The sequence below is a fragment of the Brevundimonas sp. genome, from assembly GCF_965279155.1.
Classification (GTDB): domain Bacteria; phylum Pseudomonadota; class Alphaproteobacteria; order Caulobacterales; family Caulobacteraceae; genus Brevundimonas.
Genome location: NZ_OZ257138.1, coordinates 2,353,898 through 2,379,265, shown reverse-complemented (window position 1 = coordinate 2,379,265; position 25,368 = coordinate 2,353,898). Strand labels below are relative to the sequence as shown.

At 68.2% G+C, this 25,368-nt stretch carries 24 protein-coding genes; 11 read left to right on the top strand and 13 right to left on the bottom strand.

What is annotated here, in order from left to right:
• The first annotated feature begins 5 nt into the window (after positions 1 to 5).
• The gene (locus ACQY72_RS11330; RefSeq protein WP_428153642.1) at positions 6 to 917 is read left to right on the top strand and encodes a lysostaphin resistance A-like protein; all 912 of its coding nucleotides are present in this window, start codon (positions 6 to 8) and stop codon (positions 915 to 917) included.
• Between the two features lie 11 nt (positions 918 to 928).
• On the opposite strand, the gene ACQY72_RS11325 is transcribed toward ACQY72_RS11330, so the two are convergent.
• Positions 929 to 3,250 (bottom strand): ATP-binding protein, encoded by a 2,322-nt coding sequence (locus ACQY72_RS11325; RefSeq protein ID WP_428153641.1) that lies wholly within the window; start codon positions 3,248 to 3,250, stop codon positions 929 to 931.
• A 130-nt stretch (positions 3,251 to 3,380) separates the two neighbouring features.
• On the opposite strand from ACQY72_RS11325, the gene ACQY72_RS11320 reads away from it, so the two are divergent.
• Positions 3,381 to 3,779 carry a metallopeptidase family protein gene (locus ACQY72_RS11320; RefSeq protein ID WP_409716712.1) on the top strand — a complete coding sequence of 133 codons (399 nt, stop codon included), beginning with the start codon at positions 3,381 to 3,383 and terminating at the stop codon, positions 3,777 to 3,779.
• A 4-nt stretch (positions 3,780 to 3,783) separates the two neighbouring features.
• Here the strand turns inward: ACQY72_RS11320 and ACQY72_RS11315 are convergent, their stop codons facing one another.
• Positions 3,784 to 4,479, bottom strand: coding sequence for a MarC family protein (locus tag ACQY72_RS11315; RefSeq protein ID WP_428153639.1), 696 nt, complete (start codon positions 4,477 to 4,479; stop codon positions 3,784 to 3,786).
• 83 nt (positions 4,480 to 4,562) lie between these two features.
• On the opposite strand from ACQY72_RS11315, the gene pyrF reads away from it, so the two are divergent.
• On the top strand, positions 4,563 to 5,294 hold the full coding sequence (gene pyrF / locus ACQY72_RS11310; protein ID WP_428153637.1) for an orotidine-5'-phosphate decarboxylase: 732 nt from the start codon (positions 4,563 to 4,565) through the stop codon (positions 5,292 to 5,294).
• Between the two features lie 49 nt (positions 5,295 to 5,343).
• Here the strand turns inward: pyrF and ACQY72_RS11305 are convergent, their stop codons facing one another.
• Positions 5,344 to 6,531, bottom strand: a complete 1,188-nt coding sequence (locus ACQY72_RS11305) for a hypothetical protein (protein WP_428153636.1) — start codon at positions 6,529 to 6,531, stop codon at positions 5,344 to 5,346.
• A 98-nt stretch (positions 6,532 to 6,629) separates the two neighbouring features.
• A complete protein-coding gene (locus ACQY72_RS11300) occupies positions 6,630 to 6,887 on the bottom strand; it encodes a DUF1674 domain-containing protein (protein ID WP_428153635.1) in 258 nt (85 codons plus the stop codon).
• A 96-nt stretch (positions 6,888 to 6,983) separates the two neighbouring features.
• Between ACQY72_RS11300 and htpX the strand changes: the two genes are divergently transcribed.
• Complete coding sequence (gene htpX / locus ACQY72_RS11295) at positions 6,984 to 7,958, top strand: zinc metalloprotease HtpX (RefSeq protein WP_428156700.1); 975 nt, start codon at positions 6,984 to 6,986, stop codon at positions 7,956 to 7,958.
• 95 nt (positions 7,959 to 8,053) lie between these two features.
• Positions 8,054 to 9,658: a M20/M25/M40 family metallo-hydrolase gene (locus ACQY72_RS11290; RefSeq protein ID WP_428153634.1), complete on the top strand. Its 1,605-nt coding sequence runs from the start codon at positions 8,054 to 8,056 to the stop codon at positions 9,656 to 9,658.
• A 197-nt stretch (positions 9,659 to 9,855) separates the two neighbouring features.
• On the opposite strand, the gene ACQY72_RS11285 is transcribed toward ACQY72_RS11290, so the two are convergent.
• Positions 9,856 to 11,031 (bottom strand): acetyl-CoA C-acetyltransferase, encoded by a 1,176-nt coding sequence (locus tag ACQY72_RS11285; protein WP_428153633.1) that lies wholly within the window; start codon positions 11,029 to 11,031, stop codon positions 9,856 to 9,858.
• A gap of 160 nt (positions 11,032 to 11,191) precedes the next feature.
• Here ACQY72_RS11285 and trhA point away from each other — a divergent pair, with 160 nt between their 5' ends.
• From trhA to ACQY72_RS11270, 3 genes are all read left to right on the top strand, one after another.
• Positions 11,192 to 11,908, top strand: a complete 717-nt coding sequence (gene trhA, locus ACQY72_RS11280) for a PAQR family membrane homeostasis protein TrhA (protein WP_135194474.1) — start codon at positions 11,192 to 11,194, stop codon at positions 11,906 to 11,908.
• Positions 11,909 to 12,012: 104 nt separating this feature from the next.
• Positions 12,013 to 12,639 (top strand): polyhydroxyalkanoate synthesis repressor PhaR, encoded by a 627-nt coding sequence (phaR, locus tag ACQY72_RS11275; RefSeq protein WP_428153631.1) that lies wholly within the window; start codon positions 12,013 to 12,015, stop codon positions 12,637 to 12,639.
• Positions 12,636 to 12,989, top strand: coding sequence for a hypothetical protein (locus tag ACQY72_RS11270; RefSeq protein ID WP_428153630.1), 354 nt, complete (start codon positions 12,636 to 12,638; stop codon positions 12,987 to 12,989). The genes phaR and ACQY72_RS11270 overlap by 4 nt, the downstream gene beginning before the upstream one ends.
• Positions 12,990 to 13,177: 188 nt before the next feature.
• Here ACQY72_RS11270 and ACQY72_RS11265 read toward each other — a convergent pair whose 3' ends face one another.
• The 3 genes from ACQY72_RS11265 to ACQY72_RS11255 form a co-directional block, all read right to left on the bottom strand.
• The gene (locus tag ACQY72_RS11265; protein WP_428156699.1) at positions 13,178 to 13,603 is read right to left on the bottom strand and encodes a hypothetical protein; all 426 of its coding nucleotides are present in this window, start codon (positions 13,601 to 13,603) and stop codon (positions 13,178 to 13,180) included.
• A gap of 84 nt (positions 13,604 to 13,687) precedes the next feature.
• Positions 13,688 to 14,602, bottom strand: a complete 915-nt coding sequence (locus ACQY72_RS11260) for a hydroxymethylglutaryl-CoA lyase (protein ID WP_428153629.1) — start codon at positions 14,600 to 14,602, stop codon at positions 13,688 to 13,690.
• Positions 14,602 to 16,281, bottom strand: a complete 1,680-nt coding sequence (locus ACQY72_RS11255) for an ArnT family glycosyltransferase (protein WP_428153628.1) — start codon at positions 16,279 to 16,281, stop codon at positions 14,602 to 14,604. The genes ACQY72_RS11260 and ACQY72_RS11255 overlap by 1 nt, the downstream gene beginning before the upstream one ends.
• A 76-nt stretch (positions 16,282 to 16,357) precedes the next feature.
• Between ACQY72_RS11255 and ACQY72_RS11250 the strand changes: the two genes are divergently transcribed.
• Complete coding sequence (locus tag ACQY72_RS11250; protein ID WP_428153627.1) at positions 16,358 to 17,086, top strand: glycosyltransferase family 2 protein; 729 nt, start codon at positions 16,358 to 16,360, stop codon at positions 17,084 to 17,086.
• Between the two features lie 251 nt (positions 17,087 to 17,337).
• On the opposite strand, the gene groL is transcribed toward ACQY72_RS11250, so the two are convergent.
• The gene (gene groL / locus ACQY72_RS11245; RefSeq protein ID WP_135194468.1) at positions 17,338 to 18,984 is read right to left on the bottom strand and encodes a chaperonin GroEL; all 1,647 of its coding nucleotides are present in this window, start codon (positions 18,982 to 18,984) and stop codon (positions 17,338 to 17,340) included.
• 53 nt (positions 18,985 to 19,037) lie between these two features.
• The gene (gene groES / locus ACQY72_RS11240; protein WP_008259448.1) at positions 19,038 to 19,325 is read right to left on the bottom strand and encodes a co-chaperone GroES; all 288 of its coding nucleotides are present in this window, start codon (positions 19,323 to 19,325) and stop codon (positions 19,038 to 19,040) included.
• Positions 19,326 to 19,639: 314 nt separating this feature from the next.
• Between groES and ACQY72_RS11235 the strand changes: the two genes are divergently transcribed.
• Positions 19,640 to 20,086 (top strand): hypothetical protein, encoded by a 447-nt coding sequence (locus tag ACQY72_RS11235; protein WP_428153626.1) that lies wholly within the window; start codon positions 19,640 to 19,642, stop codon positions 20,084 to 20,086.
• A gap of 58 nt (positions 20,087 to 20,144) precedes the next feature.
• Here ACQY72_RS11235 and pgi read toward each other — a convergent pair whose 3' ends face one another.
• Complete coding sequence (gene pgi, locus ACQY72_RS11230; RefSeq protein WP_428153625.1) at positions 20,145 to 21,752, bottom strand: glucose-6-phosphate isomerase; 1,608 nt, start codon at positions 21,750 to 21,752, stop codon at positions 20,145 to 20,147.
• A 109-nt stretch (positions 21,753 to 21,861) separates the two neighbouring features.
• Here pgi and ACQY72_RS11225 point away from each other — a divergent pair, with 109 nt between their 5' ends.
• Positions 21,862 to 22,338, top strand: a complete 477-nt coding sequence (locus ACQY72_RS11225; protein WP_428153624.1) for a hypothetical protein — start codon at positions 21,862 to 21,864, stop codon at positions 22,336 to 22,338.
• Between the two features lie 6 nt (positions 22,339 to 22,344).
• Here ACQY72_RS11225 and recQ read toward each other — a convergent pair whose 3' ends face one another.
• Both recQ and ACQY72_RS11215 read right to left on the bottom strand, forming a co-directional pair.
• Positions 22,345 to 24,240 carry a DNA helicase RecQ gene (gene recQ, locus ACQY72_RS11220; RefSeq protein ID WP_428153623.1) on the bottom strand — a complete coding sequence of 632 codons (1,896 nt, stop codon included), beginning with the start codon at positions 24,238 to 24,240 and terminating at the stop codon, positions 22,345 to 22,347.
• Positions 24,241 to 24,338: 98 nt separating this feature from the next.
• Complete coding sequence (locus ACQY72_RS11215; protein ID WP_428153622.1) at positions 24,339 to 25,316, bottom strand: complex I NDUFA9 subunit family protein; 978 nt, start codon at positions 25,314 to 25,316, stop codon at positions 24,339 to 24,341.
• Positions 25,317 to 25,368: the final 52 nt, after the last annotated feature.

Genomic DNA, 25,368 nt, shown 5'->3' with positions numbered 1-25,368 from the left:
ATGGAATGACGATCGACATGAAGGCCTGGGTCCATCCGGTGGACCTGGGCGAGCGGCGTTTCCTGCATCCGGGGCCGCTGCGGTGGTTGCGGGCCTTAGGCTGGGCCGTGGCCCTGTTCTTCCTGGTGGTGCTGGTTTCCCTTCCGACGATCCAGGTGCTGGGCGATTTTCTTCCGAACACGGGGCCGGCGCAGCTGGCGGCCAATGTCGTGGGGGCCGTCGTCGGTCTGGGCTTCTATGCTCTGGCGGTCTGGCTGGCCGAAGGCCGCAGACCGTCGGAGATCGCCCTGCGGCCGCTCCTACCTCAGCTTCTTGTCGGCCTGCTGATCGGCGCCCTGATGTTCGCCGCCGTCATGGCCATAATGGCGGTGTTCGGCCTTTATGATATCCGCGCTCTCGGCGTCGCCCCGGCCTGGGCCGCCGCCGGTGGGGCCATCCAGTCGGGCGTGGTCGAGGAGATCATGCTGCGCGCCGTCATGCTGCGTCTGATCTGGCGGGCGTTCGGTCCGTGGATCGCCTTCGCCGCCTCCGCCGCTCTGTTCGGCTTCGGCCATATCACCAATCCCAATGCGACCGTGTTCGCGGCCATCTGCATCGCGCTGGAGGCCGGGATCATGCTGGCCGCCTTCTATGCCCTGACGGGACGCATCTGGGTGTCGATCGGGGTTCATGCCGCCTGGAATTTCACGCAGGGCTATCTGTTCGGCGCAGCGGTCAGCGGCGGCGATTTCGGACCCGCCATCGCCAGCAGCACGGCGCGGCCGGGCTTTCCTGAATGGCTGACCGGCGGCGCTTTCGGACCCGAGGCGTCCTTGCCGGCCCTGGTCGTCTGCATGGCCGTTGGGGTTCTGGCGACCTGGATGGCCTGGCGCGCCGGTCAGTTCGCCACGCGTCCGGCGCACGTCGAAAAGACCTAGATCGAGCGGCGCTAGAGTTCCAGCTGAAGCTCGGGCGCGGCGGCGGTGGTCGCGGCGCCCAGCGGCAGATGCAGGATGAAGGCGGCGCCCTTGCCGGGCTCGCTTTCCACCTCGGCCCAGCCGCCGTGAAGCTCGACCAGGGCCTTGACCAGGGCCAGGCCCACGCCGGGGCCGCCGCGTTCGCGCCGCACGAAGCGGTCGAAGACGTGGGCCTGAAGGTGATAGGGGATGCCGCGCCCCGTGTCGGAAACGGTCAAGCGGATTTCGGACGGGCCGGTCTCGGCCTTCAGCTCAACGGCCCCGCCCTCGGACACGGCGCGCGCGGCGTTTTCCAACAAATGATCCAGGGCCTGGCCGATGCGGTGCTCGTCGGCGCGGATCGGCTTGAGGTCGGCGGGACAGGCGATGGTCAGGGTCGCGCCGCGTCCCTCGACCCGCGCACGGACCTTTTCCGCCGCCTGGTTCAGCAGGTCGCTGACGCGCATGTCGCCCAGCGACAGCTCCATCTCGCCGGCGTCGATCTGGGCCATGTCCAGCACGTCGTCGATGGAGCGGGCCAGTTGGCTGGCGGCGATGCGGATGGCGCCTGCGTGCTGGCGACTGCGTTCGGGCAGGTCGCCCATGGTCTCCAGTAGTTCGGAATAGCCGACGATGGTGGTCAGGGGCGTGCGCAGCTCATAGGAGACGCTGCCCACGAACTCGCGTTTCAGCGCCTGGCTTTCGGCCAGGGCCTGTTCGCGCTGGACCAGGGCCTGTTCCAACCCGCGCCGGGCGGTCACGTCCGAGAAGGCGACCAGGGTCGCGCCGTCCGGCAAGGGCCGGGTCTGCCAGGCGGCGACGCGTCCATCGACGGTTCGGCCCTCGCCTGAAATCGCCACGCGGCTTTCGGGATCGGGATCGGCGACCCGCGCCTTCAGCCCCAGCCACAGGGCCGGATCGGGCAGCACGGCCTTGCACAGTTCGGCCAGGGCGTCGAAATCCGACGCCGCCGCGATCCGGTCGACCGACAGGTTCCAGAAGGTCTCGAACGCCTCGTTGTGCAGCCGCAACCGCCCATCCGAGCCGAACACGGCGACCGCGTCGTTCAGCTTGTCCAGCGTCGCGCGCTGGACCTGGATCTGGGCGTTGAACCGGCTGCGCAGCTTCAGCTCGTCGGTGATGTCCGAGAAGATCAGCAATATGCCGCCCAGCGGGTGCGGCTGGCGCACAACGCGCAGGGTGCGCCCGTCCGGCAGGGACCAGCTGTCGTCGGGCGAGGCCTCCGACGCGCCATAGAACTCCAGCTCGCGCGCCTTCCAGCCGGCGTAGTCGACCACCTCGGGCAGGCTGCGGCGCTGGCGCAGGCGGTCCAGCAGCTCGGCATGGGTCGGGCGTTCGTCCAGCCAGGCGGCGTCGATGTCGAACAGGGTCTGGAAGGCGGTGTTGTGGAAGGCCAGGCGCTTTTGCGGGCCGAAGATGGCGACGGCGTCAGCCAGGTGGTTCAGCGTCTCGTCATGGGCGTCGACGTGGCGGCGCAGTGTGTCGCGCGTCTCTTCCGCCTCGGTCACCTCGATGGCGAAGGCGGTGACGGCTCCGCCGCCCGCCGGTTCGGCGATGATGCGCCAGGCGCGGCGCGCCCCCCCGCCGGTCGTCCAGCGGAAGCCTTCCTGGCGCACGCCCAGCCGCGCGGCCTCGGCGACCAGGGCGTCCGCCCCGCGGTCGAACGACAGACCTTCCTCGATGGCGGCTTCGATGGTCTCGGCGTTGATCTCGGCCAGCCAGGCGCGGTTCGCCCAGGCCAGTTTGCCGGTCCCGTCCACGACCCAGGTCGGCATGGGCGAGGCGTCACCCAGCATGGCCAGGCCGCTCTCGGTCGCATCGGCGCCGGTCAGGGTGAAACGCGACGCGGGCGACAGCCGCAGCCAGGCCGAACCGCCCGCGACCCGCCCCTCGATGCGCCAAGGCTCGACGTCGTCCAGCGCGACCAGACCTTCGAACGCCTGGCCCGACTGCACCAGGGCCTCGATCAGGGCGTCGTGGGTGATCTTGAGCTTGGCCAGGACAGCGGCGCCGACCTCGTCGCTGTCGCCCGCCAGGCGCGCGATCAGTTCGGCCGAGCCGATGGGGGCGCCGGCCGCCTGACCCTCTGGCGTCAGGGCCAGGCTGACGTCGTCGAAAGCGCGCAGCATGGCGTCGTGACGGCTGAGGTCCGCCAGGGCCTCGACCCGCTCGCGTTCGGCCTGGACCGCCGTCTCGTTCAGCCGTCCACGCAGCAGCAAGGCCCAGGCGCTGACAGCCATGGCCAGTCCGGCTGCGCCCGCTGTGGCGACATAGGCGATGTCGGCCTCGGCCATTCGTGTCCCTGAAGAAAGGTCTGCGCCCCGATTCGGTAACCATACCCCAAGCGCGCGAAAAAGCGGCAGTCTCGTGATCGCGTCATCGCGCCCCGTTGCGCCGCCACCTCGGGACCGCGATATCGCAGTCATGACCGACGCCATCGCCCCCTCCCTCGACGACTTCGCCAGGCTGGCGCAAGAGGCGTTCGACGCCCTGCCGGGGCCTTTCAAACAGGCGGCGGGCGAGGTGGTCATCCGCATCGACGACTTCGCCGACGAGGCGACGCTGGCGGAGATGGAGATCGAGGATCCGTTCGAGCTGACGGGTCTGTATCACGGCGTGGACATCGGTCGGCGCGACAGTCTGGGGCCGGCGGCCGAGCCGTCGCGGGTCTTTCTCTATCGCCGCCCGATCCTGGACGAATGGTGCGAGCGCGGCGACGTGGGGATCGGCGAACTGATCGCCCACGTCCTTATCCACGAGATTGGCCACCACCTGGGCCTGACCGACGACGACATCCACGCCATCGAGGACGACGAGGACTGAAGCCCTATTTCACCGCCGGATAGGGCGTCGTCACCGCGCCGGAGATCATGCCGGGGATGGCCTCGCCCAGGCCCAGCAGGATGAACTGGATCGCCAGGGCGCACAGGATCAGGCCCAGCACGCGCACGATGATGGCCATGCCGACCTCGCCCAGCAGGCGGCTGAGCGACCCGGTCAGGGCGAAACAGACGAAGGAGACGGCGCAGGCGGCGGTGATGGCGGCAAGCGACCCCATGGTCCCGGCATAGCCCAGCTTTGCCGCCTCGCCCGCCTGGATGATGACGGCGGATATGGCGCCGGGGCCGATCATCAGCGGAATGGCGAAGGGCACGACCAGGCGCTGGAAGCGCCGGCGGGCATAGCCGCGCACGTCCTTGGTGTCGGCGAGCGCGTCCTTGTCGGCGAACATGGCCAGGAAGTCGCCGCGCGCCATGTCCAGCCCCAGGAACAGCAGCAGAATGCCCCCGGCGATGCGGAACGCCGCCAGCGAAATGCCGAAGAACTGCAGCAGGCCTAGGCCCGTGAACAGGAAGAAGGCCAGGAAGACGGCGGCGAAGGCGCAGATCAGGGCCGAGACGGAAATCCGCTGACGCAGGGTGGCCCCGGCCGTGGCGGCGGCGAAGATCGGCAGATTGCCGATCGGGTCCAGCAGGGCGAACAGGGTCACGAACAGGTTGACACCCAAATCGACTGCGTTCATCGCCTGCCCTCGCCCTCAATCCATCACGCCGCCCTGCCGACGCGCCCTCATGTCCGGCATAGCCGCTAAGCGCGAGTCCGTCGATGACCCAGACCAACACCGTGACGCCCAATCGCGCACCTGACGAACGGATCATCTGCGCCCTAGACGTGCCGACGACGGCCGAAGCCGCCGCCCTGGTCTCGCGGATCGGGGATGCGGTCAGCTTCTACAAGATCGGCCTTCAGCTGTTCGCGGTCGGCGGCATGGACCTGGCGCGCGACCTGAAGGCGCAAGGGTGCAGGATCTTCCTGGACTGGAAGCTGCACGACATCGGCGCGACGGTGGAGAAGGCGACGGCCAACCTGGCCGACGCCGACTGCGACCTGCTGACCGTCCATGCGCGGCCGCAGGTGATGGCGGCCGCGGCGCGCGGCGCGGCGGGATCGACCCTGAAGGTGCTGGGCGTCACGGTCCTGACCAGTTTGACGGCCGAGGATCTGTCCGCCGACGACCACAGCCTGTCGCCGGCCGAACTGGTCGAGCGCCGCGTGCGTCAGGCGCTGGACGCCGGCATCGACGGCGTCGTCTCCAGCCCGCACGAGGCGGCCCGCGCCCGCGCCTTGGCCGCCGAGGCGGGGCGGCCGGACTTCCTGATCGTGACGCCGGGCGTGCGGCCGGTCGGCGCAGCGCTGGACGACCAGGCGCGGGCGGCGACCCCGCAGGCGGCGCTTCAGGCCGGAGCCACCCATCTGGTCATCGGCCGGCCGATCACGGCGTCGGCCGATCCGCGAGCGGCGGCGCAAGAGATCGCACAGCAGATCGCCCTGATCTGAGACAGACCAGGGCGACCCTTTCGTCTTCGGTTGTCCTATCGCGAGGCGATCAGCCCCGCTCGCCCGGCTCCTGGGCATAGCCGTGGCGGGGCGGCGCGTGGGGCGCGGGCGCTTCGGGCGGCGGCAGATCGCCATAGTAGCCCGAAGGCGGCGGCGGAGGGGGCGGCGGCATAGTGTTCACCTCCGGCGGGGCCACATAGACCTGGGCCGGGGCGATGTTGACCGGCGCGGACTGCACATAGACCGGCGACTGATCGACATAGACCGGGCCGCCGGTCTCGATCTGCGGCGGGGCCATATTGACCTGGCCGGGGGCGACCTGGATGCGTTGCGGGCCGATATTCACCGGGGCCGACTGCACATAGACCGGGGCCTGATCGTAATAGACCGGACCGCCCGTCTCGATCTGCGGCGGGGCCATGTTCACCTGAGAGGCGGCGACCTGGACTCGCTGAGGCCCGATGTTGACCGGCGGCGCCTGCACATAGATGGGCGGCTGCTCGATATAGGTGGGCGGGCCCATCTCGATCTGCGGCGGGGCGAAGTTCACCTGCGACGGGGCGACATAGATGCGCTGCGGCGCGACGTGCACCGGCGGGCCCTGGACATAGACCGGCGGCTGATCGACGTAGCTCTGTTCGTAGCGCTGCTCATAGCGCTGTTCGTAACGCACCGGCGGGCGAACGGGCGGGCGGCAGTTGCAGTCGGCCGGGCGGCCCTGCTGATAAGGACGCCAGCCGATATAGTCGCGGCCGAAGCCATAGACCGGATAACCGACCGGGGCGCTGACAGGCGGACGACCGACCAGGACCGAAGTCGTGCTCACGCCGCCGCCGTATCCACCGCCATAATAGCCGTCCGAATAGCCGCCGCTGCCGACATAGGTCGTGCCGCCGCCGACGTAGCCGCGCTGGAAGCTGGACGAGCTGGAATAGGACCGGGCGTTGATCGCCGAATAGCTGGAGGCGCCCGCATAGGCGTTCGCATTCGCGTTGGCGTAGGCCCCGCCGTTCACGTTCACATTGACGTTGTGGTTGGCGTTATAGTTGCCGCCGCCGTAATGGCCGCCACCGCCTTGGTAGCCGCCGCCACCGCACCCGCCGCCGCAGCCGCCGGGTTGACCGCCATGGCCGCCGCCATAGCCACCGCCGTGGCCTCCAGGCCCTCCTGCGAGAGCGGGCGCTGCCGAGAGCAGCAGAGCCGCCGATGCGGCGGTAAGTATCGACTGTATCGTCACGGGACAGACTCCTCTGAGTTGTCCCTGCACTGGCAAATCCGGCGCCTGTTTCTTAAGCCGTGGTTAACCGTTTTCCCCGCGCCGACGGGATCAGTGGGTCAGAAATCGACCGCCAGCCCCTTCTTCTCCCAGTCGCCGAAACGGGTCGGTTCTGGACCGGAGGGGCCGCCGTATTCCGTGTCCGCCTGAACCGCCTCTTGGCCCGCGCGACGATCGGCCGCCTCCTGAAGGGCGCGACGGGCGGCCTCGCTTAGAGGGCGTTCGGGCGTGGCGTGGGGCACGTCGGCGTTGAAAACCGGGGTCGCCGGAGCCGTTTCGGCGTCGTTGTCCGGGCCGGGGGTGGGATGTTCGGTCACAGGGCGGCTCCCTTGAGGCTTGATGCGCCTTCTCTCAAATAGAGGATCAAACCCGTGACGCCAGACACAGCGGCCGGATCGGGTGACGGAACCGCGATGAACCATCTGAAGACCTTCATCCTGCTGGCCGCGCTGACCGCCCTTTTCATGGGGATCGGCTACCTGATCGGCGGCGCGACAGGCATGGCCATCGCCCTGCTGCTCGCGGGTGGGATGAATCTGTTCAGCTACTGGAACGCCGACAAGATCGTGCTGAAGATGTACCGGGCTCAGCCGGTCGACGAGCAGCATCCCAACGCCGTGGTCAGGAACTATGTCGCCGACGTGCGCCAGATGGCCCGCGACGCCGGCCTGCCCCAGCCCCAGGTCGCCATCATTCCCAACGACCAGCCCAACGCCTTCGCCACGGGCAGGAATCCCGAGAACGCCGCCGTGTGCGCCACCACCGGCCTGTTGGACATGCTGACGCGCGAAGAGGTGCGCGGGGTGATGGCGCACGAACTGGCCCATGTGAAGAACCGCGACACCCTGATCATGACGGTGACGGCGACCATCGCCGGCGCCATCGCCGCCCTGGCCAACTTCGCGCTGTTCTTCGGCGGCGGGGACGACCGCGAACGGCCGGGCGGCATCATCGGAACCCTGGCCCTGATGCTGCTGGCGCCCATGGCGGCCGGTCTGGTGCAGATGGCGATCAGCCGAGGCCGCGAATACGAGGCCGACCGCGTCGGCGCCGAGATCGCGGGCGATCCCCAGGCCCTGGCCAGCGCCCTGCAGAAGATCGACGCCTACGCCAAGCGGATCACCAATCAGACGGCCGAGCGGAATCCGGCCTCGGGCCAGATGTTCATCATCAATCCGCTGGCGGGACGCGGAGCCGACAATCTGTTCTCGACCCACCCGGCGACGGTCAATCGCGTCAAGGCGCTGATGGAGCTGGGCGCGACGATGGGGATGCAGCCGCGCCCGCGAACGTCGGACCTGACCCAGCCTCGCCCAGCCGCCGGCTTCACGACCTCGACCACCGGCGTTCCCGCGACGCCCACGGAGCCGCGCGGCCCCTGGGGCTGATCATCGCGGCCTGAACACGGTTTGCGGTTTGCACTCCGTAGGCGGATCGCATCAGATGCGCCCCTGTTCAGCCATCCGTCTTTCTTGGGGAATCCATGTCGCGTCTGCTCGCTTTCGTATCCGCTGCCGCCCTTCTCGCCACGCCCGTCGCCGCCCAGTCGGTGGACCGGGTCGCCGTCAACGGCATCATCGACCAGGGGCTGAACCACAGCCAGGTGATGCAGACCGCCGCCTATCTGACCGACCGGATCGGCGGGCGGATGACCAACTCGCCGCAAATGCGCGAGGCCGAGCGGTGGGCTCAGGCGCAGTTCACCGACTACGGCCTGTCCAATGTCCGGGCCGAAGGGTTCGAGTTCGGTCGGGGCTGGTCCATCGTCCGCTCCAGCGCCCGCATGACCGCGCCGCGTCCGCTGGACCTGCGCGCCATTCCCGTGGCCTGGACGCCCTCGACCAATGGAACGATCAGCGGCGGCGTCATCGTGGCCCCGATCTCCAAGGTCGAGGATTTCGACAAATGGCGCGGCAAGCTGTCGGGCAAGATCGTCATGTTGTCCCAGCCGGGCACGGGGTCAGAGCCGACCGAGCCGGCCTTCCGCCGCTGGACCAGCGCCGAGCTGGCCGAGCGCAACGTCTATAACCAGCCGCAGCATTCGCCGGCCGCCATCGAACGCTCGCTGAAGACCGTCAACTTCGCCAATGAACTGGACGCCTTCCTGGTCGAACAGGGCGCCCTGGCCTGGGTGCGGATTTCCCAGCGCGACGGCGGCCTGCTGCACGGCACGGGCTACACCTATCAGGTCGGCGCCACGCCGAAACTGGCGGGGATGGAGCTGGCGGCCGAGGACTATCGCCGCCTGGCGCGCCTGGCCCTGACCGATGCGCCGCCGACGCTGGAGCTGAACAGCGAGGTCCGGTTCCACGACGAGGACGTCAACGCCTACAACATCCTGGCCGACATCCCCGGCACGGCGCGCGGGACCGAATACGTCATGGCCGGCGCCCACCTGGACAGTTGGGTCGCCTCGGACGGCGCCGTGGACAATGCGGCGGGCAGCGCGGTGGTCATGGAGGCGGCGCGCATCCTGAAAACCCTGAACGTGAGGCCCAAGCGCACCATCCGTTTCGCCCTGTGGAACGGCGAGGAACAGGGCATCCTCGGCTCGCTGGCCTATGTGGACCAGCATCTGGCGACGCGTGCGCCGTCGAACGATCCGGCGATGGCGGGCCTGTCGAACAACCGCACCTGGCGCAGCCGCTGGCCCGTCGAGCCGCGCGCGGGCTATCGCGACCTGGTCGCCTATTTCAACCTGGACAACGGCTCGGGCAAGATCCGCGGCATCAACGCCGAGGGCAATGTCGCCGCCGCCCCGATCTTCCAGGAATGGCTGGCGCCCTTCGCCAGCATGGGCGCGACGACGGTCTCGCTGCGGAACTCGGGCGGCACCGACCACGTCTATATGCAGACGGTGGGCGTGCCGGGCTATCAGTTCATCCAGGATCCGCTCGACTATTCCAGCCGCCTGCACCACACTAGCATCGACAGCTACGACCACCTGAAGGCCGAGGACCTGCGTCAGGCGGCCGTCATCCTGGCCAGTTTCCTGCTGAACGCCGCCAACCGCGACGAGCCCCTGCCGCGCATGCCGCTGCCCACCCAGCCGACGCCGAGCGACCCGTTCGAATATCCGGCGGACTAAAAGATCGCCTACCCTCTCCCATAGGGAGAGGGCTTGAGCGCCCGAGAGCGTCAGCGATCGGTCGGCGCGACCCGAAGGGCGGCGCGAAGCAGCCAAAGGGTGAGGGGTTACGCTGTGCGACGCGATCAGCACCGTAACCCCTCATCCGACCCTTCGGGCCACCTTCTCCCTATGGGAGAAGGACTTCGTTTATAGGATCACACGCGCTCCACACACATCGCCACGCCCATGCCGCCGCCGATGCACAGGGTCGCCAGGCCCTTCTTGGCGCCCGACCGCTTCATCTCGAACAGCAGCGTCGTCAGGATGCGCGCGCCCGAGGCGCCGATGGGGTGGCCGATGGCGATGGCGCCGCCGTTGACGTTGACCTTGGCCGGGTCAAGGCCCAGCTCCTTGACGACGCACAGGCTCTGGGCCGCGAAGGCCTCGTTCGACTCGACCAGGTCCAGGTCAGCGACGCTCCAGCCCGCCCTCTCCAGCGCCTTCTTGGACGCCGGGATCGGCCCCGTGCCCATGATCGACGGATCGACGCCCGCCGTGGCGTAGGAGGCGATGCGAGCCAGCGGCTCCAGCCCGCGCGCCCTGGCCTCGTCCGCGCTCATCAACACCAGGGCGGCCGCGCCGTCGTTCAGGCCGGACGCATTGGCGGCGGTGACGCTGCCGTCCTTGGCGAAGGCGGGCTTCAGTTTCTGCATCAGCTCAAGCGTCGCGCCGTGGCGGATGTATTCGTCCTTGTCGACCGTCACGTCGCCCTTGCGGCCGGGAATGACGACGGGAACGATCTCGTCGTCGAACTTGCCGGCGGTCTGGGCCGCCTCGGCCTTGTGCTGGCTGGCCAGACCGAATTCGTCCTGGGCCTCGCGGCTGATCGACCATTTGTCGGCGATGTTCTCAGCCGTCTGGCCCATGTGATAGCCATTGAAGGCGTCCCACAGGCCGTCCTTGACCATGGTGTCGACCAGGGCGACGTCGCCCATCTTGTGCCCGTTGCGCAGGGCTTGCGCGTGCGGCGCCTGGCTCATGCTCTCCTGGCCCCCGGCGACCACGATCTTGGCGTCGCCCAGGGCGATCTGCTGGGCGGCGATGGCCACGGCGCGCAGGCCCGAGCCGCAGATCTGGTTCAGGCTCCAGGCGGCGGCTTCCTTGCGCACCCCGGCGCCGACGGCGGCCTGGCGCGCAGGGCCCTGTCCGGCGGCGGCCTGAAGCACATGGCCCAGGATCACCTCGTCCACCTCGTCGCCCGAGACGCCGGCCCGCTCCAGCGCCGCCTTGATGGCGATCTCGCCCAGCTTGGACGCCGGCAGGGACGACAGGGCGCCCAGGAAAGAGCCGACCGGCGTGCGCGCGGCGGAAACGATGACGACGTCGGTCATGGGATTTCACTCTCTGGAGAATAGGTCTGCGTGACCGTTTTGCCGCATCGCGACGCCTTCGTCACCTGCGACGATAGAAGCCCGGCCGGATTCAGCCATTCGTCACCCTGTCGGCGCATTGTCGCGGAACGATAGAAGCGATCCATGGATTGGAAGGGCTATGCTTCGTACGCTGAAACGTCTTGTCACCCACGTCTGCACGCCGGACGAGTTGGACATGATCGACCACTATCCGACACGCGCCGAGAAACTGGCGGATCTTTGGGTCCATGTCGTCGGCCTGATGCTGGCGGCGGTCGGCGGGATCATCCTGGCGGGTCTGGCGGGCGTCTATACGGGCATCGGCGGCGTCATGGCGACGGCCATCTATGCGCTGTGCCTGGTCGGCATGCTGACGGCCTCGACCATCTACAACTGGACCAACCCCTGCGCCGCGCGGCCCGTGCTGCGGCGGCTGGACGAGGCGGCCATCTTCCTGATGATCGCCGGCAGCTACACCCCCTTCACGACCCAGCGTTTCGAGGGCCTGTGGTCCATCGGCTTCACCACCCTGATCTGGACCCTGGCCTTCATGGGCGCCGGGGTGAAGCTGTTCGCGCCGCGCATTTCGGACAAGTTCTGGAGCGGCGTCTATGTCGTCTTCGGCTGGCTGGCGGTCGCGGCCCTGAAGCCGATGGTCGAGACCGTCCATCCCGTCGCCCTGGCCCTGCTGGTCATCGGCGGCCTGATATACACCGCCGGCGTCTTCGTCTTCGTCAGCCCGCGCGTGAAGTTCCGGCGCGCCATCTGGCATGGCTTCGTCGTCACGGGCGCGACCGTCCACTGGACGGCGGTGCTGGTCGGCGTCGTCCTGGCCCCGGCGATGAGCCACGGGTGATCCGTCCGCACACTTTCTGTGGGGGGGGCGCGCATTGACGCCCCCTCTGGCGCTTCGCGGCGCAAGGGGGGATAGTGATGCGTTGCAACATCGCGAGAACAAGCGTGGCTGACGAAAAAAACAAGGGCGGAAACAAGAACGAGGCGAACGCGGTCGTCATCAAGAAGTATGCGAACCGCCGTCTCTACAATACGCGGACCAGCGCCTATGTGACGCTGGAAGACCTGGCCGCCATGGTGCGCGAGGGCGTCGACTTCGTCGTCTATGACGCCAAGACCAACGACGACCTGACCCGCCAGATCCTGACGCAGATCATCTTCGAGGAAGAGAGCCGGGGCGAGGCCCTGCTGCCGGTGCAGTTCCTGCGCCAGCTGATCGGTTTCTACGGCGGGTCGATGCAGGGGGTTCTGCCCTCCTATCTTGAAATGTCGCTGGCCAACTTCGGCCGCCAGCAGGAACAGTTCGCCAGCCAGGTCGGCCGCGCTTTCGGCGCCGGCTCGGGCGCGACCCTGATCGAGGAGACGGCCAAGGCCAATATGGCCATGTTCGAGCGGGCCATGCAGATGTTCCCGGCCTTCGGCTATCCGCGCGCCGAACCGACGGCCGCGCCGGAGGCCAAGCCGGACGCAGCCTCACCCGCCGAGGCGCCCGACGCCTTGGACGAAATGCGCCGCCAGATGGACGAGATGCGCCGCCAGATCGACAAGCTGGCGGGCGGCAAGCCCAAATGACCGACCGGATCCAGGCCGTGGGCGGGCCGGAGCGCGTGGATCGTCGCGAAGGCGACCGCCGCGAACGCGAGCGGCGCGCCCAGTCGGCCTCGCGCGCCCTGGTGCCGGTCGATGCGCCCGAGGTCGTCGAACCCCAGCCTGCCCCGGCAAGAGCTGCCGTCCTCCCGGCGGTCGAGCCGGGCGCCGCCGCCTTCGTCGCCCAGCAGATGGGCCAGAGCGGGCAGAAGCGCGGCCTGCGCGGCGGCCCGCCGGTGCTGGATGCGGCGCGCTCCGCCTATCTCGGAACCGAATATTCCGGCGCAGCCGAGCGTCGTCCTGTTGCGGGCAAGGCAGCCAAGACCGAAATCTGATCCGGCGGCACGGGGTTTGCTGGAGGCGCGGCAGAACGCCCTCAGCCGGACCTGCCCATGCCCGCCGTCTTCACACTCGCCGCCAAATTCTTCGACGTCGCCGTGGTCGCCCTGATCTTCACGGCATTTTCGTAAGGGCTATCGCGCTTTGCGCTACTTGAGCCCCGGGTCGGGGAAGGCCGCGCGGTTCACGATCCGCCGAAATCGAAATCCTTGCGGGACGAGATGATCGTCACGATGAAGCCGGCCAGCACGTCCAGCAGGATCATGATCACGATCAGGAAGAAGGTCGAGGTCGCAAAGCCGGGCAGCAGCAGGAACTCCACCAGCACGGCGATGAACAGGATCATCGACAGGGCGTGATTGATGATGGCGACCCGCTGGCTGGACGTCGACTTCACCAGCTCGAAGAAGAGCAGGATCAGGCCCAGGAACAGGATCAGGTCGCCCGACCCGATCGTCCATTGCGCGCCCGAGGTCATGGTGATCGAGAACAGCGGATCGCGCAGCAAGGCGTCCGCCTGAACGACCGCGCCGCCGCCCGACCCGCCGAACAGCACCACGATATTGTAGAGCACCACGGGGATCAACAGCAGCGGAATGGCGATCAACATGGTCGGTCCCTCTTCGCGCCCGACCTGACGGCCACGCTTGTTCATCATGAATAGCGCCGTTCTTGATCGTCCGCCATCGCCGGCTCAGTCCCTGGGGAAACCGCCCGCACGGCTGAGCGCCGATGGCGCCGGCCGACCGATGGCCTCGCCGATCCAGCGCGCCGTGGCGATCAGGGCGTCCAGGTCATAACCCGTCTCGAACCCGCCCCGCGTCAGCATATAGACCAGGTCCTCGGTGGCGATGTTGCCCGTGGCGCCCGGCGCGAACGGACAGCCGCCGATGCCGCCGACCGAGGCGTCCAGCACGTCGATCCCGGCCTCGACCCCCGCATAGGCGTTGGCTAGGCCGGTGTTGCGCGTATCGTGGAAATGCAGGCGCAGGGTCGCGTCCGGCGCTGCGGCTCTGGCCGCCTCGACCTTGCGCGTCACCGCCCAGGGATCGCCCGCGCCGATGGTGTCGGCCAGACCGATCTCGCCCACGCCCATCTCGGCGATGGCCCCGACCATGTCCGCCACCTGATCGACCGAGACCTCGCCGTCGAACGGACAGCCCCAGACGCATGAGATCATCGCCGACAGCGCCGGCGCGCCCTCCGACGCCTCCGCATTGTGCCGTCGGGCGACGATCTCGCCCAGCATCACCAGCTGATCCTTCACCGCCAGCCCCTGGTTCTTCAGGCCGAAGCCGTCCGTGGCCGCGACCGAGACATTGACCTCGTCCACCCCGGTCGCCAGCGCCCGGTCATAACCCTTGCCGTTCAAAACAAGGCCGATGCGGCTGTGTCCCGCTTTATGCGGCAGGGCGGCCATGACCTCTTCGGCGCCGGCCATCTGCGGCACATATTTGGGATGGACGAAGGAGACGGCCTCGATCCGTTTCGCCCCCGCCCCTTCCAGCCGTCGCACCAGATCGGCGCGGACGGCGGGCTCCAGCACGGCCTTCTCGTTCTGCAGCCCGTCGCGCGGACCGACCTCGACGATCTGGATGAACCGGCCCATCACGAGCCTCCCGCGCCCGACCCGTTCCGGGGGGGCGGCGCATAGACGGTCAGGCTGACGTCGTCCCCGCCCGAATAGTTGAAGCCGTTGACCACCCCGACCGCGCGGCCCGACACGCCCAGCCGTGCCGCCGCCGCGCGGAAGGCGTCGGCGTCGCGCGCCTCGACGATGGCCGGACGCCCTTCGGCCAGGGCCTGGGCCGCGCCTTGTGCGTCGGTCAGATCGGTGTCGCGCCCGGTCAGGAAAACGAAGCTGGGTTCATGGAAGCCCGTGATCGCCACCGGACCCGGCGTGCGGCCTTGGCGCGGATGCAGGTCGGCCGCCTCCAGCGCCTTTTCAAGCTGCGGTGCGACGGCCAGCGGCCGCAACTGGCGGATCGTGCCGGCCAGGGCGGCATGGGCCACGATGCCGAAGGCCAGAGAGGCGACCAGCGCCGCAACCGGCGCCCTGTTCAATAGCAGAAACCCTCCCATCGCCCCCGCCGCCAGCGCCATGACTACGGTCAGCGCCGCCCAGGTCTGGGCCGTCGAGGTGCCATAGACTGTAAGCCCATAGACGGTGATGCCGATGACCAGCAGGGCCGCAAAGGCCGCCAGCGCGGCACCGGTGATCCTCGACACCTTGCCGATCGGCTGGGCCAGGGCGGCGGCGGCCAGCAGGGCCAGCGCCCCGAAGGTCGGCAGGGTGTAGTGCCACAGCTTGGTCGGGGCCAGTTCGAACATCAGCCAGCCGGGCACCAGCCAGCAGACCAGGAACCGAATCGCCGGCTCGGCCCGCCGGCTCCAGCCGGTCGAGACGGCGGCGGGCAACAGCAGGGTCGAGGGGAAGAACAGCAGCGGCGCCAGCAACAGATACATGCCGGGGAAGCCCGAATGGCTTTCGTGCGCGCCTGCGATCTTGGGCGCCAGGTCGCCGCCGATCGCCTCGCGCCAGAAGCCGCCGTCGGTGGCGATGGTGATGGCGATGGCCCACGGCCCGACCATCAGGGCGACCAGCGGCAACCCCCAGCCCCAGCCGAGGCGATAGAGCCATTTGATGTTCCGGTCCCAGATCGACAGGGCGATGATGGCCAGGACGATGACCAGAAACCCGATCGGTCCCTTGATCAGGATCGACAACCCGATGCCGACCCAAAACAGCAGCTTGTGCAGCCGGATCGGTCGTTCGCCCGCCTTGGTCGCCATATAGATGCGCGCCAGCGCAGCCATCGCCAGCGTGGTCGCCCCGCACAGCATGGCGTCGGTCTTGGCGATGCCCGCCTCGGTCGACAGCAGGAAGGTGGCCCCCATGATGGCCCCGCCGAAGAAGCCGACCCGGCTGCCCAGCATGGCCGACCCGGCCCAGGCCACGGCCCAGGCCGCCAGCATCGCCCCCAGCAGAGACGGGATGCGATAGGGCGCGATCTCGCGGTCCTCGACGTCCGAGGTCAGGCCGACGGCGACGGCCTGCATCCAGTAGATGCCGACCGGCTTCTTCCAGCGCGGCTCGTCCTGATAGCGGATGTCGACATAGTCGCCGCTTTCCAGCATCTGGGACGTGGCCTGGGCGAAGCGGCTCTCGTCGCGGTCCAGCGGCGGCAAGAGCAACAGGCCGGGCAGGCCGGCGATCAGCGTCAACAGGGCTGCGAGAACCGGCCCGCGCCAGCCGGCGATGCGGCCATCCAGATCGAAAGTCTTCATTCCAGACTCCTTACACGGCGACCGCGCCGTCGTCAGCCGTCTCCCCTAAGCCGTCGTTATCCTCTATGGAGCGGCGATGACCGTCGAGACACCCGAGATTTCCGTCGTCGTTCCCGTCCATGACGAGGCGGGCGCCGCCGTGCCTTTGGCGCGCGAGATCGCCGCCGCCTTCGCCGGGCGTTCGTATGAGATGATCTTCGTGGACGACGCCTCCAGGGACGCGACCCTGGCCGAGCTGAAGGCCGCCATGGCCGAACTGCCGGCCTTGCGCGTGTTGGCCCACGGGACCAATGCGGGCCAGAGCCGCGCGGTCCGCACCGGCGTCCTGGCGGCCCGCGCGCCGGTCGTGGTAACGATGGACGGGGACGGCCAGAACCCGCCCGCCGACGCCCCGCGCCTGGTCGACGCCCTGCTGGCCGCGCCCGCCGATGTCGGCCTGGTCGGCGGCCGTCGCGCCAAGCGCCAGGACACCGAGGCCAAGCGCCAGGCCTCGATCTGGGCCAACCGCATCCGCCGCAAACTGTTGGGCGACGACGCCGACGACACCGGCTGTGGACTGAAGGCCTTCCGTCGCGATGTCTTCTTGCGCCTGCCCTACTTCGATCACATCCACCGCTACCTGCCGGCCCTGATGATCCGCGAGGGGTTCAGGAACCAGTACCTCGACGTGGACCACCGCCACCGCGAGGTCGGCCGCTCGAAATACACCAACTGGGGCCGACTGCGGGCGTCCTTCTCGGACCTCTTGGGCGTCATGTGGCTGAAGACCCGCTCGCGCCGGCCGGGCGCGATCTCGGAGTTCTGAGACAATAACCTCACCTCCCCATCGGCCTGCGCCGATGGGGAGGACAGGTCGCGTAGCGATCAGGAGGGGGCGACTCGGACTGTGGTGATGAGCCTGCCCGCTTCTGGCGCCCGGTCGCCCCCTCCTGGCGCTCGCTGACGCGATCGCCTGTCCTCCCCGTTCGCCTTCGCGAACAGGGAGGTGAGCCAAACAAAAAGGGCGGGACCTTGCGACCCCGCCCTTCTGCATTCTCAGCGTCGGAGGACTTGGACTTAGAAGTCCATGCCGCCCATGCCGCCCATTCCACCCATGTCGGGGGCGCCGCCGGAGCCGCCCTTCTTGGGGGCGTCGGCGACGGCCGCTTCGGTCGTGATCAGGATCGAGGCCACCGAGGCGGCGTCGGTCAGGGCGGTGCGAACCACCTTGGCCGGGTCGATCACGCCCATGGCGACGAGGTCGCCGTACTCTTCCGTCTGGGCGTTGAAGCCGTAGGTGGCGGAGCTGTTTTCCAGCACCTTGCCCACGACGATCGAGCCTTCGACGCCGGCGTTTTCCACGATCTGGCGGATCGGGGCCTGGATGGCGCGACGGATGATGGCGATGCCGGCGGTCTGGTCGGCGTTGTCGCCGGTCAGGCCGTCAAGCGCCTTGGTCGCCTTCAGCAGGGCGATGCCGCCGCCGGGGACGATGCCTTCTTCAACGGCTGCACGCGTGGCGTTCAGGGCGTCGTCGACGCGGTCCTTCTTTTCCTTCACTTCGACTTCGGTCGAGCCGCCGACGCGGATGACGGCGACGCCGCCGGCCAGCTTGGCCAGACGTTCCTGCAGCTTTTCCTTGTCGTAGTCCGAGGTGGTGTCCTCGATCTGGCGCTTGATCTGGCCGATGCGGGCCTCGATCTCTTCCTTGCCGCCGACGCCGTCCACGATGGTGGTGTCGTCCTTGGTGATCGTGACCTTCTTGGCCTTGCCGAGCATGTCGATCGTGACGTTCTCAAGCTTGATGCCCAGGTCTTCCGAGATGACCTGGCCGCCGGTCAGGACGGCGATGTCCTCAAGCATGGCCTTGCGGCGATCGCCGAAGCCCGGAGCCTTGACGGCGGCGACGCGCAGGCCGCCTCGCAGCTTGTTGACCACCAGAGTGGCCAGGGCCTCGCCTTCGATGTCCTCGGCGATGATCACCAGCGGACGGCCCGATTGCACGACGGCTTCCAGGATCGGCAGCATGGCCTGCAGCGACGACAGCTTCTTCTCGAACAGCAGGATCAGAGGCTCTTCGAGTTGAACCTCCATCTTGTCGGCGTTGGTGATGAAGTAGGGGCTCAGGTAGCCGCGGTCGAACTGCATGCCTTCGACGACGTCCAGCTCGGTCTCGGCGGTCTTGGCTTCTTCAACCGTGATGACGCCTTCGTTGCCGACCTTGGCCATGGCCTTGGCGATCATTTCACCGACTTCAGCGTCGCCGTTGGCCGAGATGGTGCCGACCTGGGCGATCTCGGAGTTGTTCTCGACCTTCTTGGCCGAGGCCTTGATGTCGGCGAGGACGGCGGTGACGGCCTTGTCGATGCCGCGCTTCAGATCCATCGGGTTCATGCCGGCGGCGACGGCCTTGAGGCCTTCCTGCACGATCGATTGCGCCAGGACGGTCGCGGTGGTGGTGCCGTCACCCGCCTTGTCGTTCGTCTTCGAAGCGACTTCGCGGATCATCTGGGCACCCATGTTCTCGAAGGCGTCTTCCAGCTCGATTTCTTTGGCGACCGACACGCCGTCCTTGGTCGAGCGCGGAGCGCCGAAGGACTTCTGGATCACGACGTTGCGGCCCTTGGGACCCAGGGTCACCTTGACGGCGTTGGCAAGGACGTTGACGCCGCGCAGCATCTTGTCGCGCGCGTCGGTGTTGAACTGTACGATTTTAGCGGCCATGCGGGCAGCTCCTATCTATATGGATTGATTGAAGAAGATCGAACGTCGGGTGCTTAGGACAGCACGCCCAGGACGTCGGATTCCTTCATGATGATCAGGTCGTCGCCGTCGATCTTCACTTCCGTGCCCGACCACTTGCCGAACAGGATGCGGTCGCCGGCCTTCAGTTCCAGAGCGTTGACCTTGCCGGATTCGTCACGGACGCCGGGGCCGACGGAGACGACTTCGCCTTCCTGCGGCTTTTCCTTGGCTGTGTCGGGGATGATGATCCCACCCTTGGTCTTGGATTCTTCTTCAACGCGCTTGACCAGCACGCGGTCGCCGAGCGGACGGAACGCCATCGGACTTCTCCCTGTAAAACCCCCGGATCGGGGCGTTTCTGAAACGGTGTGCGGCATTCCCGCGATCGCCGTTTTGGCAGCCGACCAGCGAGAGTGCTAACGCGAGCGGGAGTTAGGCAGACGGGGGGTCATCGTCAAGCGGCGCCGCCCTTAATCGCGCGCGAAACTTCCGCGACAACGCGACGCGCGCATGAACCGAAAATGAATACAGACCTCTGGGGTCGTTCAAGCGCGGGCCGATAGAACGGTTTCAACGCTGGAGGCATTCCTCTCTTGGAACGCAGATCGAGCAAGGAAATAAAAGGAGACGGAACATGTCCAAGCTGCTGAAGATCACCGCCGTCGTCGCCGCCCCGGTCATGGCCCTGAGCCTGATGGCCGCCCCGGCCTCGGCCCAGTCGCGCGACCGTGACCGCGACAATACCGGCCGAAACGCCCTGATCGGCGCCGCTGTCGGCGGCCTGGCCGGCGCCATCTACGGCAACGGCGATGGTCGCTACATCGCCGGCGGCGCCCTGGGCGGCGCAGCCATCGGCGCGGTGGCCTCGTCTTCGAACCGCGGTTCGAACTGCGAATATTATCGCGGCGGCCAGTGCTATCGTAACCAGGGCCACTGGGAACGCGACCACGGCATCAACAGCCGCAACGGCTATGACTATCGCTACGAAGGCCGTCGCTACGAATCGCGTGGCGACCGCCGTGACTACCGCGATTATCGCTGGGACGACCGTCGCGACTATCGCCAGGAACGCCGCTGGTAGTCGCGTAACGAAGTGATCGAAAAGAAGGGTTCGGCCGCAAGGCCGGGCCCTTTCTTCGTCAGCCCATCAGGCGCGTCATCAAGGCCGCCGTGGATGGATCGAGGTCCGCCGACGGTCCGCCGGTGTCCACATCCTTCAGGATCGCCTTGGCCAGCACCTTGCCCAGTTCGACGCCCCATTGGTCGAAGCTGTTGATGTCCCAGATCACGCCCTCGACGAAGGTCTTGTGCTCATACAGGGCAAGCAGGGCGCCCAGGGTCTCGGGCGTCAGACGGTCCATCAGGATGGCGGTCGAGGGGCGGTTGCCGGTGAAGGTGCGGTGCGGCGCCAGACGGGTCGCCTCTTCCTCCGACAGCCCCTGGGCCAGACCTTCGGCCTTGGCCGCCTCGGTCGTCTTGCCCAGCATCAGGGCCTGACCCTGAGCCAGCGCATTGGACCAGAGCGGCGACTCCGGCGCGTCCGCATGGGTTTTCGCCACGATGACGAACTCGGCCGGCACGGTCTGCGGCCCCTGGTGGATCTGCTGGAAGAAGGCGTGCTGGCCGTTGGTGCCCGGTTCGCCGAACACGACGGGGCAGGTCTGACGCGTCACAGGCGTGCCGTCGCGATGCACCCGCTTGCCGTTCGACTCCATCTCCAGCTGCTGCAGGAAGGACGGCAGGCGGCGCAGGGCGTGGGCGTAAGGGGCGACGGTGCGGGCGGGTCGGTTCAAGCCGTCGACATTGAACACCTGGGCCAGGGCCAACAGGATCGGCGCGTTCTTTTCGAGCGGAGCCGACACGAAATGCTCGTCCATGGCCGCAGCCCCGGCCAGCATCTGTTCGAACACGTCCCAGCCCAGGGCGATGCCGCACGACAGGCTGACCGCCGACCAAAGCGAGTAACGCCCGCCGACCCAGTCGCGGAAGGCGAAGGTCCGGTCGCAGCCGAAGGCCCCCGCCTTCTCCGGCGCCGCCGTCACCCCAATGAAGTGTTTCGTCATCCCCTCGGCCGGCAGGGACGCCGCCAGCCAGGCCTTGGCGGCCTCGGCGTTGGCCAGAGTTTCCTGGGTGGTGAAAGTCTTGGACACGACCACCACCAGGGTCGTCTCGGGATTCAGCCCCGTCAGGGCCTCGGCCATGTCGCGCGGATCGATATTGGCGACGAACCTCAGATCGATGGCCGGGTTCAGAGGACGCAGCGCGTCCCAGACCACGCGCGGCCCCAGATCCGACCCGCCGATGCCGACATGGACGATGGCCTCGAACTTGCGCTCCGTCGCGCCCGCCTCGGCGCCCGAACGCACGGCGTCGGCATAGGCCTTCATGTCCGCCCGCACCGCGTCCACCTCGGCCGAGACCGGCTCGCCCAGAGCCTTGAAGTCGGCGCCCGGCGCGGCGCGCAGGGCGGGGTGCAGCACGGCTCGCCCCTCCGTCAGGTTGACGGCCTCGCCAGCGAACAGGGCCGCGCGACGACCCTCGACGTCGGACGCCCGCGCCAGGTCCAGACAGGCGTCGAACGCCGCGCGGGTCCAGCTCTGTTTCGACAGGTCCAGATAAAGTCCCGCCGCCTCGACCGACATCCGCGCCAGCCGGTCGGGATCGGCGGCGAACTGATCCACGATCCGGGTCTGGCCCGCCTCGGCGGCGGTGCGATCGAATGTCTTCCAGGCGTCGTCGCGGCTCATGGCGTCCTCGGTCGATGATGTGGGCGTTGGAGAGGGTAAACACTCGTTTACGGGTCGGGCGTATTTAGGTTCAACGTCCTAGCGGACGGTGAAACAGGAAGTCATCCCCATGTCTTGCGGCCTCGCGCTTTCGATCGCCCTGGCGATGTCCAATCCCGCCGTTGCGCTTGCGGCGGATCAGCCGGCGGCCGTGCCCGGCGCGCCGATCTCGGTGGCGGGCGAGCCCTTGTTCGCCGACATCATCTCGCGCTCGTCCAGCCTGAAGGCCATGGTCGATGGCTGGGCGACCGCCAAGGCCGCCGACGACGCCGCCTTCTTCACCAGCCAGGCCTTCGCCGGCTTCAAGGCCCAGACCGAGCAGCTGGCCGCTTTGGACATGCAGGGCCACCTGATCCTGAAGGAACGCGGCACCGACGGCGATTTGAAATGCATCCTGCGCGGCATTTCCGAGGACATGCCCAAGAAGGTGCAGGCCGTTCAGGCCGCCGCCAATCCGGCCGAACGCGCCACAGCCCTGTCGGAACTGTCCTATCTGCTGAACGACAATGTCGAAGTCATCACCGCCCCGCCCAAGCCGGCGGTCTGACCCGATCTAGAGGGCGTTCAGCGTCTCCAGAACACCCTTGCCGTAGCGATCCAGCTTGGACTGGCCGACGCCTGAAATCGCCCCCAAACTGTTCAGGTCACCCGGCTCCGCCTGGGCGATTTCCAGCAGGGTCTTGTCCTGGAAGATGACATAGGGCGGGACATGCTGTTCCGAGGCGCGGTCGCGGCGCCAGGCGCGCAGGGCCTCGAACCGGGCGCGGACATCGGCGTCCATGGTCTCCAGGGCGGCGTTGCGGCCCTCGCCGGTGCGGTCGCGGCGATTGCGCGGATTGCCCGAGCGCGTGCCGGCGTCGAAGCCGGCGGGCACGCGGCGCACCTCGATCTTGCGTTCGGCCTTGTAGACGGCGCGCACCGCCTCGCCGTCGCCCAGACCGACCAGGGGCTTGCCGTCGTTGGCGTCCTCGACCAGCAGCCCTTCGAACAGCAGGTGATCGACGATGTCGCGCCAGCCGTTGGGCGAGATGTCGGCGCCGATGCCCCAGGTGGACAGCTGCTGCTCCCAAGGCTGGACCGCCTTGGTCCGGCCGGTCAGGTGATCGACGATCCGGCCCCGCCCGAACCGGCCGCCCAGACGCTGGACCGCCGCCAGGGCCTTTTGCGCGGGGACGGTGGCGTCATAGAGCTGGGGCGGGTCGCCGCAGATGTCGCAGACGCCGCAAGGCTCCGCGTCGGTCTCGCCGAAATAGCGGCGCACGGCCTGGGCGCGGCAGACCGCGCCGTCCAGCATGGCGAACAGCTGGCGCGCCTTGCGCACCTGGACCTGTTTGACCTCTTCGGCCATCGGGCGGCTGTCCAGCCGACGCAGGGCCCAGGCGATGTCGGACGGGCCGTACAGGGTGATGCCCTCGGCCGGTTCGCCGTCGCGGCCCCCGCGTCCGATTTCCTGCCAATAGGCCTCAAGACTGCCCGGCGGATCGGCGTGGATCACGAAGCGCACGTCGGCCTTGTCGACGCCCATGCCGAAGGCGATGGTGGCGACCATGACGGCGCCCTCCTCGGCCAGGAACCGCTCCAGCCGGCGGTCCCGCTCCTTGTTGTCCATGCCGGCGTGATAGGCGATGGCGTTGGTCCCGGCGTCGCGCAGGGCTTGGGCCACGCGGTCGCATCCGTCGCGGCTGCCGCAATAGACCACGCCCGGCTTGCCGCGCCGCTCGCGCACCAGTTCGATGACCCGGGCGTCGGTCTTGGCGCGCGAGGCGCTCTCCTTGCGCTCGGCCGACAGTTGCAGGTTCGGGCGGGCGAAACTGTCGACGAAGACCTTGGCCTCTTCCAGTCGCAGCGAGCGCAGGATGTCGTCGCGCGTCCGGGCGTCTGCGGTGGCGGTGACGGCGATGCGCGGCACATGGGGAAACCGCTCGGCCAGCAGACCCAGGTTGCGATAATCGGGGCGAAAGTCGTGGCCCCATTGCGAGACGCAGTGGGCCTCGTCGATGGCGATCAGGCTGAGCGGCAGTTCGGCCAGCCGGTCCATCATGGCCCCCGCCGCCAGACCTTCGGGCGAGACATACAGCAGGTCAAGATCGCCGGATCGCGCGACCGCCCAGATCGCCGAACGTTCGTCCATCGAGACGCCGGAATCGAGGCGTGCGGCGGCGACGCCCTGCTGTTTCAGCGCCTCGACCTGGTCGGTCATCAGGGCGATCAGGGGCGAGACCACCAGGCCCAGGCCGGGGCGCAGGATGGCGGGGATCTGATAGCAGACGCTCTTGCCGCCGCCGGTCGGCAGGACGGCCAGCACGTCGCCGCCGGACAGGATCTGCTCGACCACCTGCCCCTGCATGCCCCGGAAATCAGCGTGTCCCCAGACGCGCGACAGCAGGGCCCGCGCGTCGTTCAGGTCAGGCGTATCGGTCGAGGAGAACTGGGGCTGCGTGGCCGGCATCCTTAAGCTGTGCACTCTTTGTTCCCGCAAGCGAAGTCCCACAGGCGGCGAGAGGCGACCTGTGGTGTCATCGGATGGGGATTAATTCAGTGGCCCGTTCAATGAGCCGGGGCTTCGGCGAACTGGCCGCCGACGCGGTAGCGCCACAGATAGGAGGGCGCGATGGCCGCCATTCCGGCAGGATGATCGATGCCCAGGTCGCCGAGGCCCAGAGCGTCGGGGGCCACGACATTGTCCTTCTCCAGCATCAGCACCTGATCGCGGGTCAGCGGCGGGGTGACGCCGACGAACCGGCTCAGTTGCAGCAGCGAGCCCAGGGGCCGGGCGACGGCGAAGGGCACGGGGACCAGCATCCGGTCGCGGCCGGTCTCGCGGCGCACCAGCTCCAGCACTTCGCGGAAGGTGTAGAGGCTGGGCCCGCCCAGTTCGAAGGTGCGGCCCGCCGCATCTACGCGGGTCACGCCGCGCGCGATGGCCTCGGCGACATCGCCGACATAGACCGGCTGGAACCGGGTCTCCCCGCCGCCGATCAGGGGCAGGACCGGCGACATCGTCGCCATGGCGGCGAAACGGTTCAGGAAGCCGTCGCCGGCGCCGAACACCAGCGAAGGCCGCAGGATGACCGCTTCGGGATAGACGGCGCGAACCGCCTCTTCGGCCTTGGCCTTTGTGCGGCCGTAGGCCGAGGGGCTGGCGGCGTCGGCGCCGATGGCCGAGATCTGGACCAGACGCTGGACGCCCGCCGCCCTGGCGGCTTCGGCGATGGTCTTGGCCGCTTCAGTGTGCACGGCGTCGAAGCCGCGCTTGCCGCCCGCGTCGTGCAGAACGCCGACCAGATTGACCACGGCGTCCGCGCCACGCACGGCGGCGGCCACGTCCTCGGCGCTGGTGATGTCGCAGCGCATGAACTGGATCTGGCCGGGATCGCCCAGCGGCTGGATCTCGATGGCCAGGACCGGGTTGCGCACGGCCACGCGAATGCGCCAGCCGCGACGCGCCAGGGCGCGCACCGCCTGCGACCCGATAAAGCCCGAACCTCCGAAGAGAGTCACGACGCCGGGGGCGAGGTCAGCCATGGGGAAAAGCTCCAGTCGAAATCCGTGTCGGCGGGATAGACGATAGGGCGCC

Coding starts and splice junctions, on each gene's coding strand:
- ACQY72_RS11285 (WP_428153633.1), bottom strand. CDS start 11,031: ATGACCGACGTCGTCATCGTTTCCGCCGCGCGCACGCCGGTCGGCTCT.
- ACQY72_RS11265 (WP_428156699.1), bottom strand. CDS start 13,603: ATGTTGATCGCCATTCCGCTGCTGTTGATCCCCGTGGTGCTCTACAAT.
- ACQY72_RS11255 (WP_428153628.1), bottom strand. CDS start 16,281: ATGAAGACTTTCGATCTGGATGGCCGCATCGCCGGCTGGCGCGGGCCG.
- pyrF (WP_428153637.1), top strand. CDS start 4,563: ATGACCCAGACCAACACCGTGACGCCCAATCGCGCACCTGACGAACGG.
- ACQY72_RS11215 (WP_428153622.1), bottom strand. CDS start 25,316: ATGGCTGACCTCGCCCCCGGCGTCGTGACTCTCTTCGGAGGTTCGGGC.
- ACQY72_RS11235 (WP_428153626.1), top strand. CDS start 19,640: ATGTCCAAGCTGCTGAAGATCACCGCCGTCGTCGCCGCCCCGGTCATG.
- ACQY72_RS11260 (WP_428153629.1), bottom strand. CDS start 14,602: ATGGGCCGGTTCATCCAGATCGTCGAGGTCGGTCCGCGCGACGGGCTG.
- ACQY72_RS11330 (WP_428153642.1), top strand. CDS start 6: ATGACGATCGACATGAAGGCCTGGGTCCATCCGGTGGACCTGGGCGAG.
- pgi (WP_428153625.1), bottom strand. CDS start 21,752: ATGAGCCGCGACGACGCCTGGAAGACATTCGATCGCACCGCCGCCGAG.
- groES (WP_008259448.1), bottom strand. CDS start 19,325: ATGGCGTTCCGTCCGCTCGGCGACCGCGTGCTGGTCAAGCGCGTTGAA.
- ACQY72_RS11225 (WP_428153624.1), top strand. CDS start 21,862: ATGTCTTGCGGCCTCGCGCTTTCGATCGCCCTGGCGATGTCCAATCCC.
- ACQY72_RS11325 (WP_428153641.1), bottom strand. CDS start 3,250: ATGGCCGAGGCCGACATCGCCTATGTCGCCACAGCGGGCGCAGCCGGA.
- ACQY72_RS11270 (WP_428153630.1), top strand. CDS start 12,636: ATGACCGACCGGATCCAGGCCGTGGGCGGGCCGGAGCGCGTGGATCGT.
- ACQY72_RS11250 (WP_428153627.1), top strand. CDS start 16,358: ATGACCGTCGAGACACCCGAGATTTCCGTCGTCGTTCCCGTCCATGAC.
- ACQY72_RS11315 (WP_428153639.1), bottom strand. CDS start 4,479: ATGAACGCAGTCGATTTGGGTGTCAACCTGTTCGTGACCCTGTTCGCC.
- trhA (WP_135194474.1), top strand. CDS start 11,192: ATGCTTCGTACGCTGAAACGTCTTGTCACCCACGTCTGCACGCCGGAC.
- recQ (WP_428153623.1), bottom strand. CDS start 24,240: ATGCCGGCCACGCAGCCCCAGTTCTCCTCGACCGATACGCCTGACCTG.
- ACQY72_RS11320 (WP_409716712.1), top strand. CDS start 3,381: ATGACCGACGCCATCGCCCCCTCCCTCGACGACTTCGCCAGGCTGGCG.
- htpX (WP_428156700.1), top strand. CDS start 6,984: ATGAACCATCTGAAGACCTTCATCCTGCTGGCCGCGCTGACCGCCCTT.
- ACQY72_RS11290 (WP_428153634.1), top strand. CDS start 8,054: ATGTCGCGTCTGCTCGCTTTCGTATCCGCTGCCGCCCTTCTCGCCACG.
- groL (WP_135194468.1), bottom strand. CDS start 18,984: ATGGCCGCTAAAATCGTACAGTTCAACACCGACGCGCGCGACAAGATG.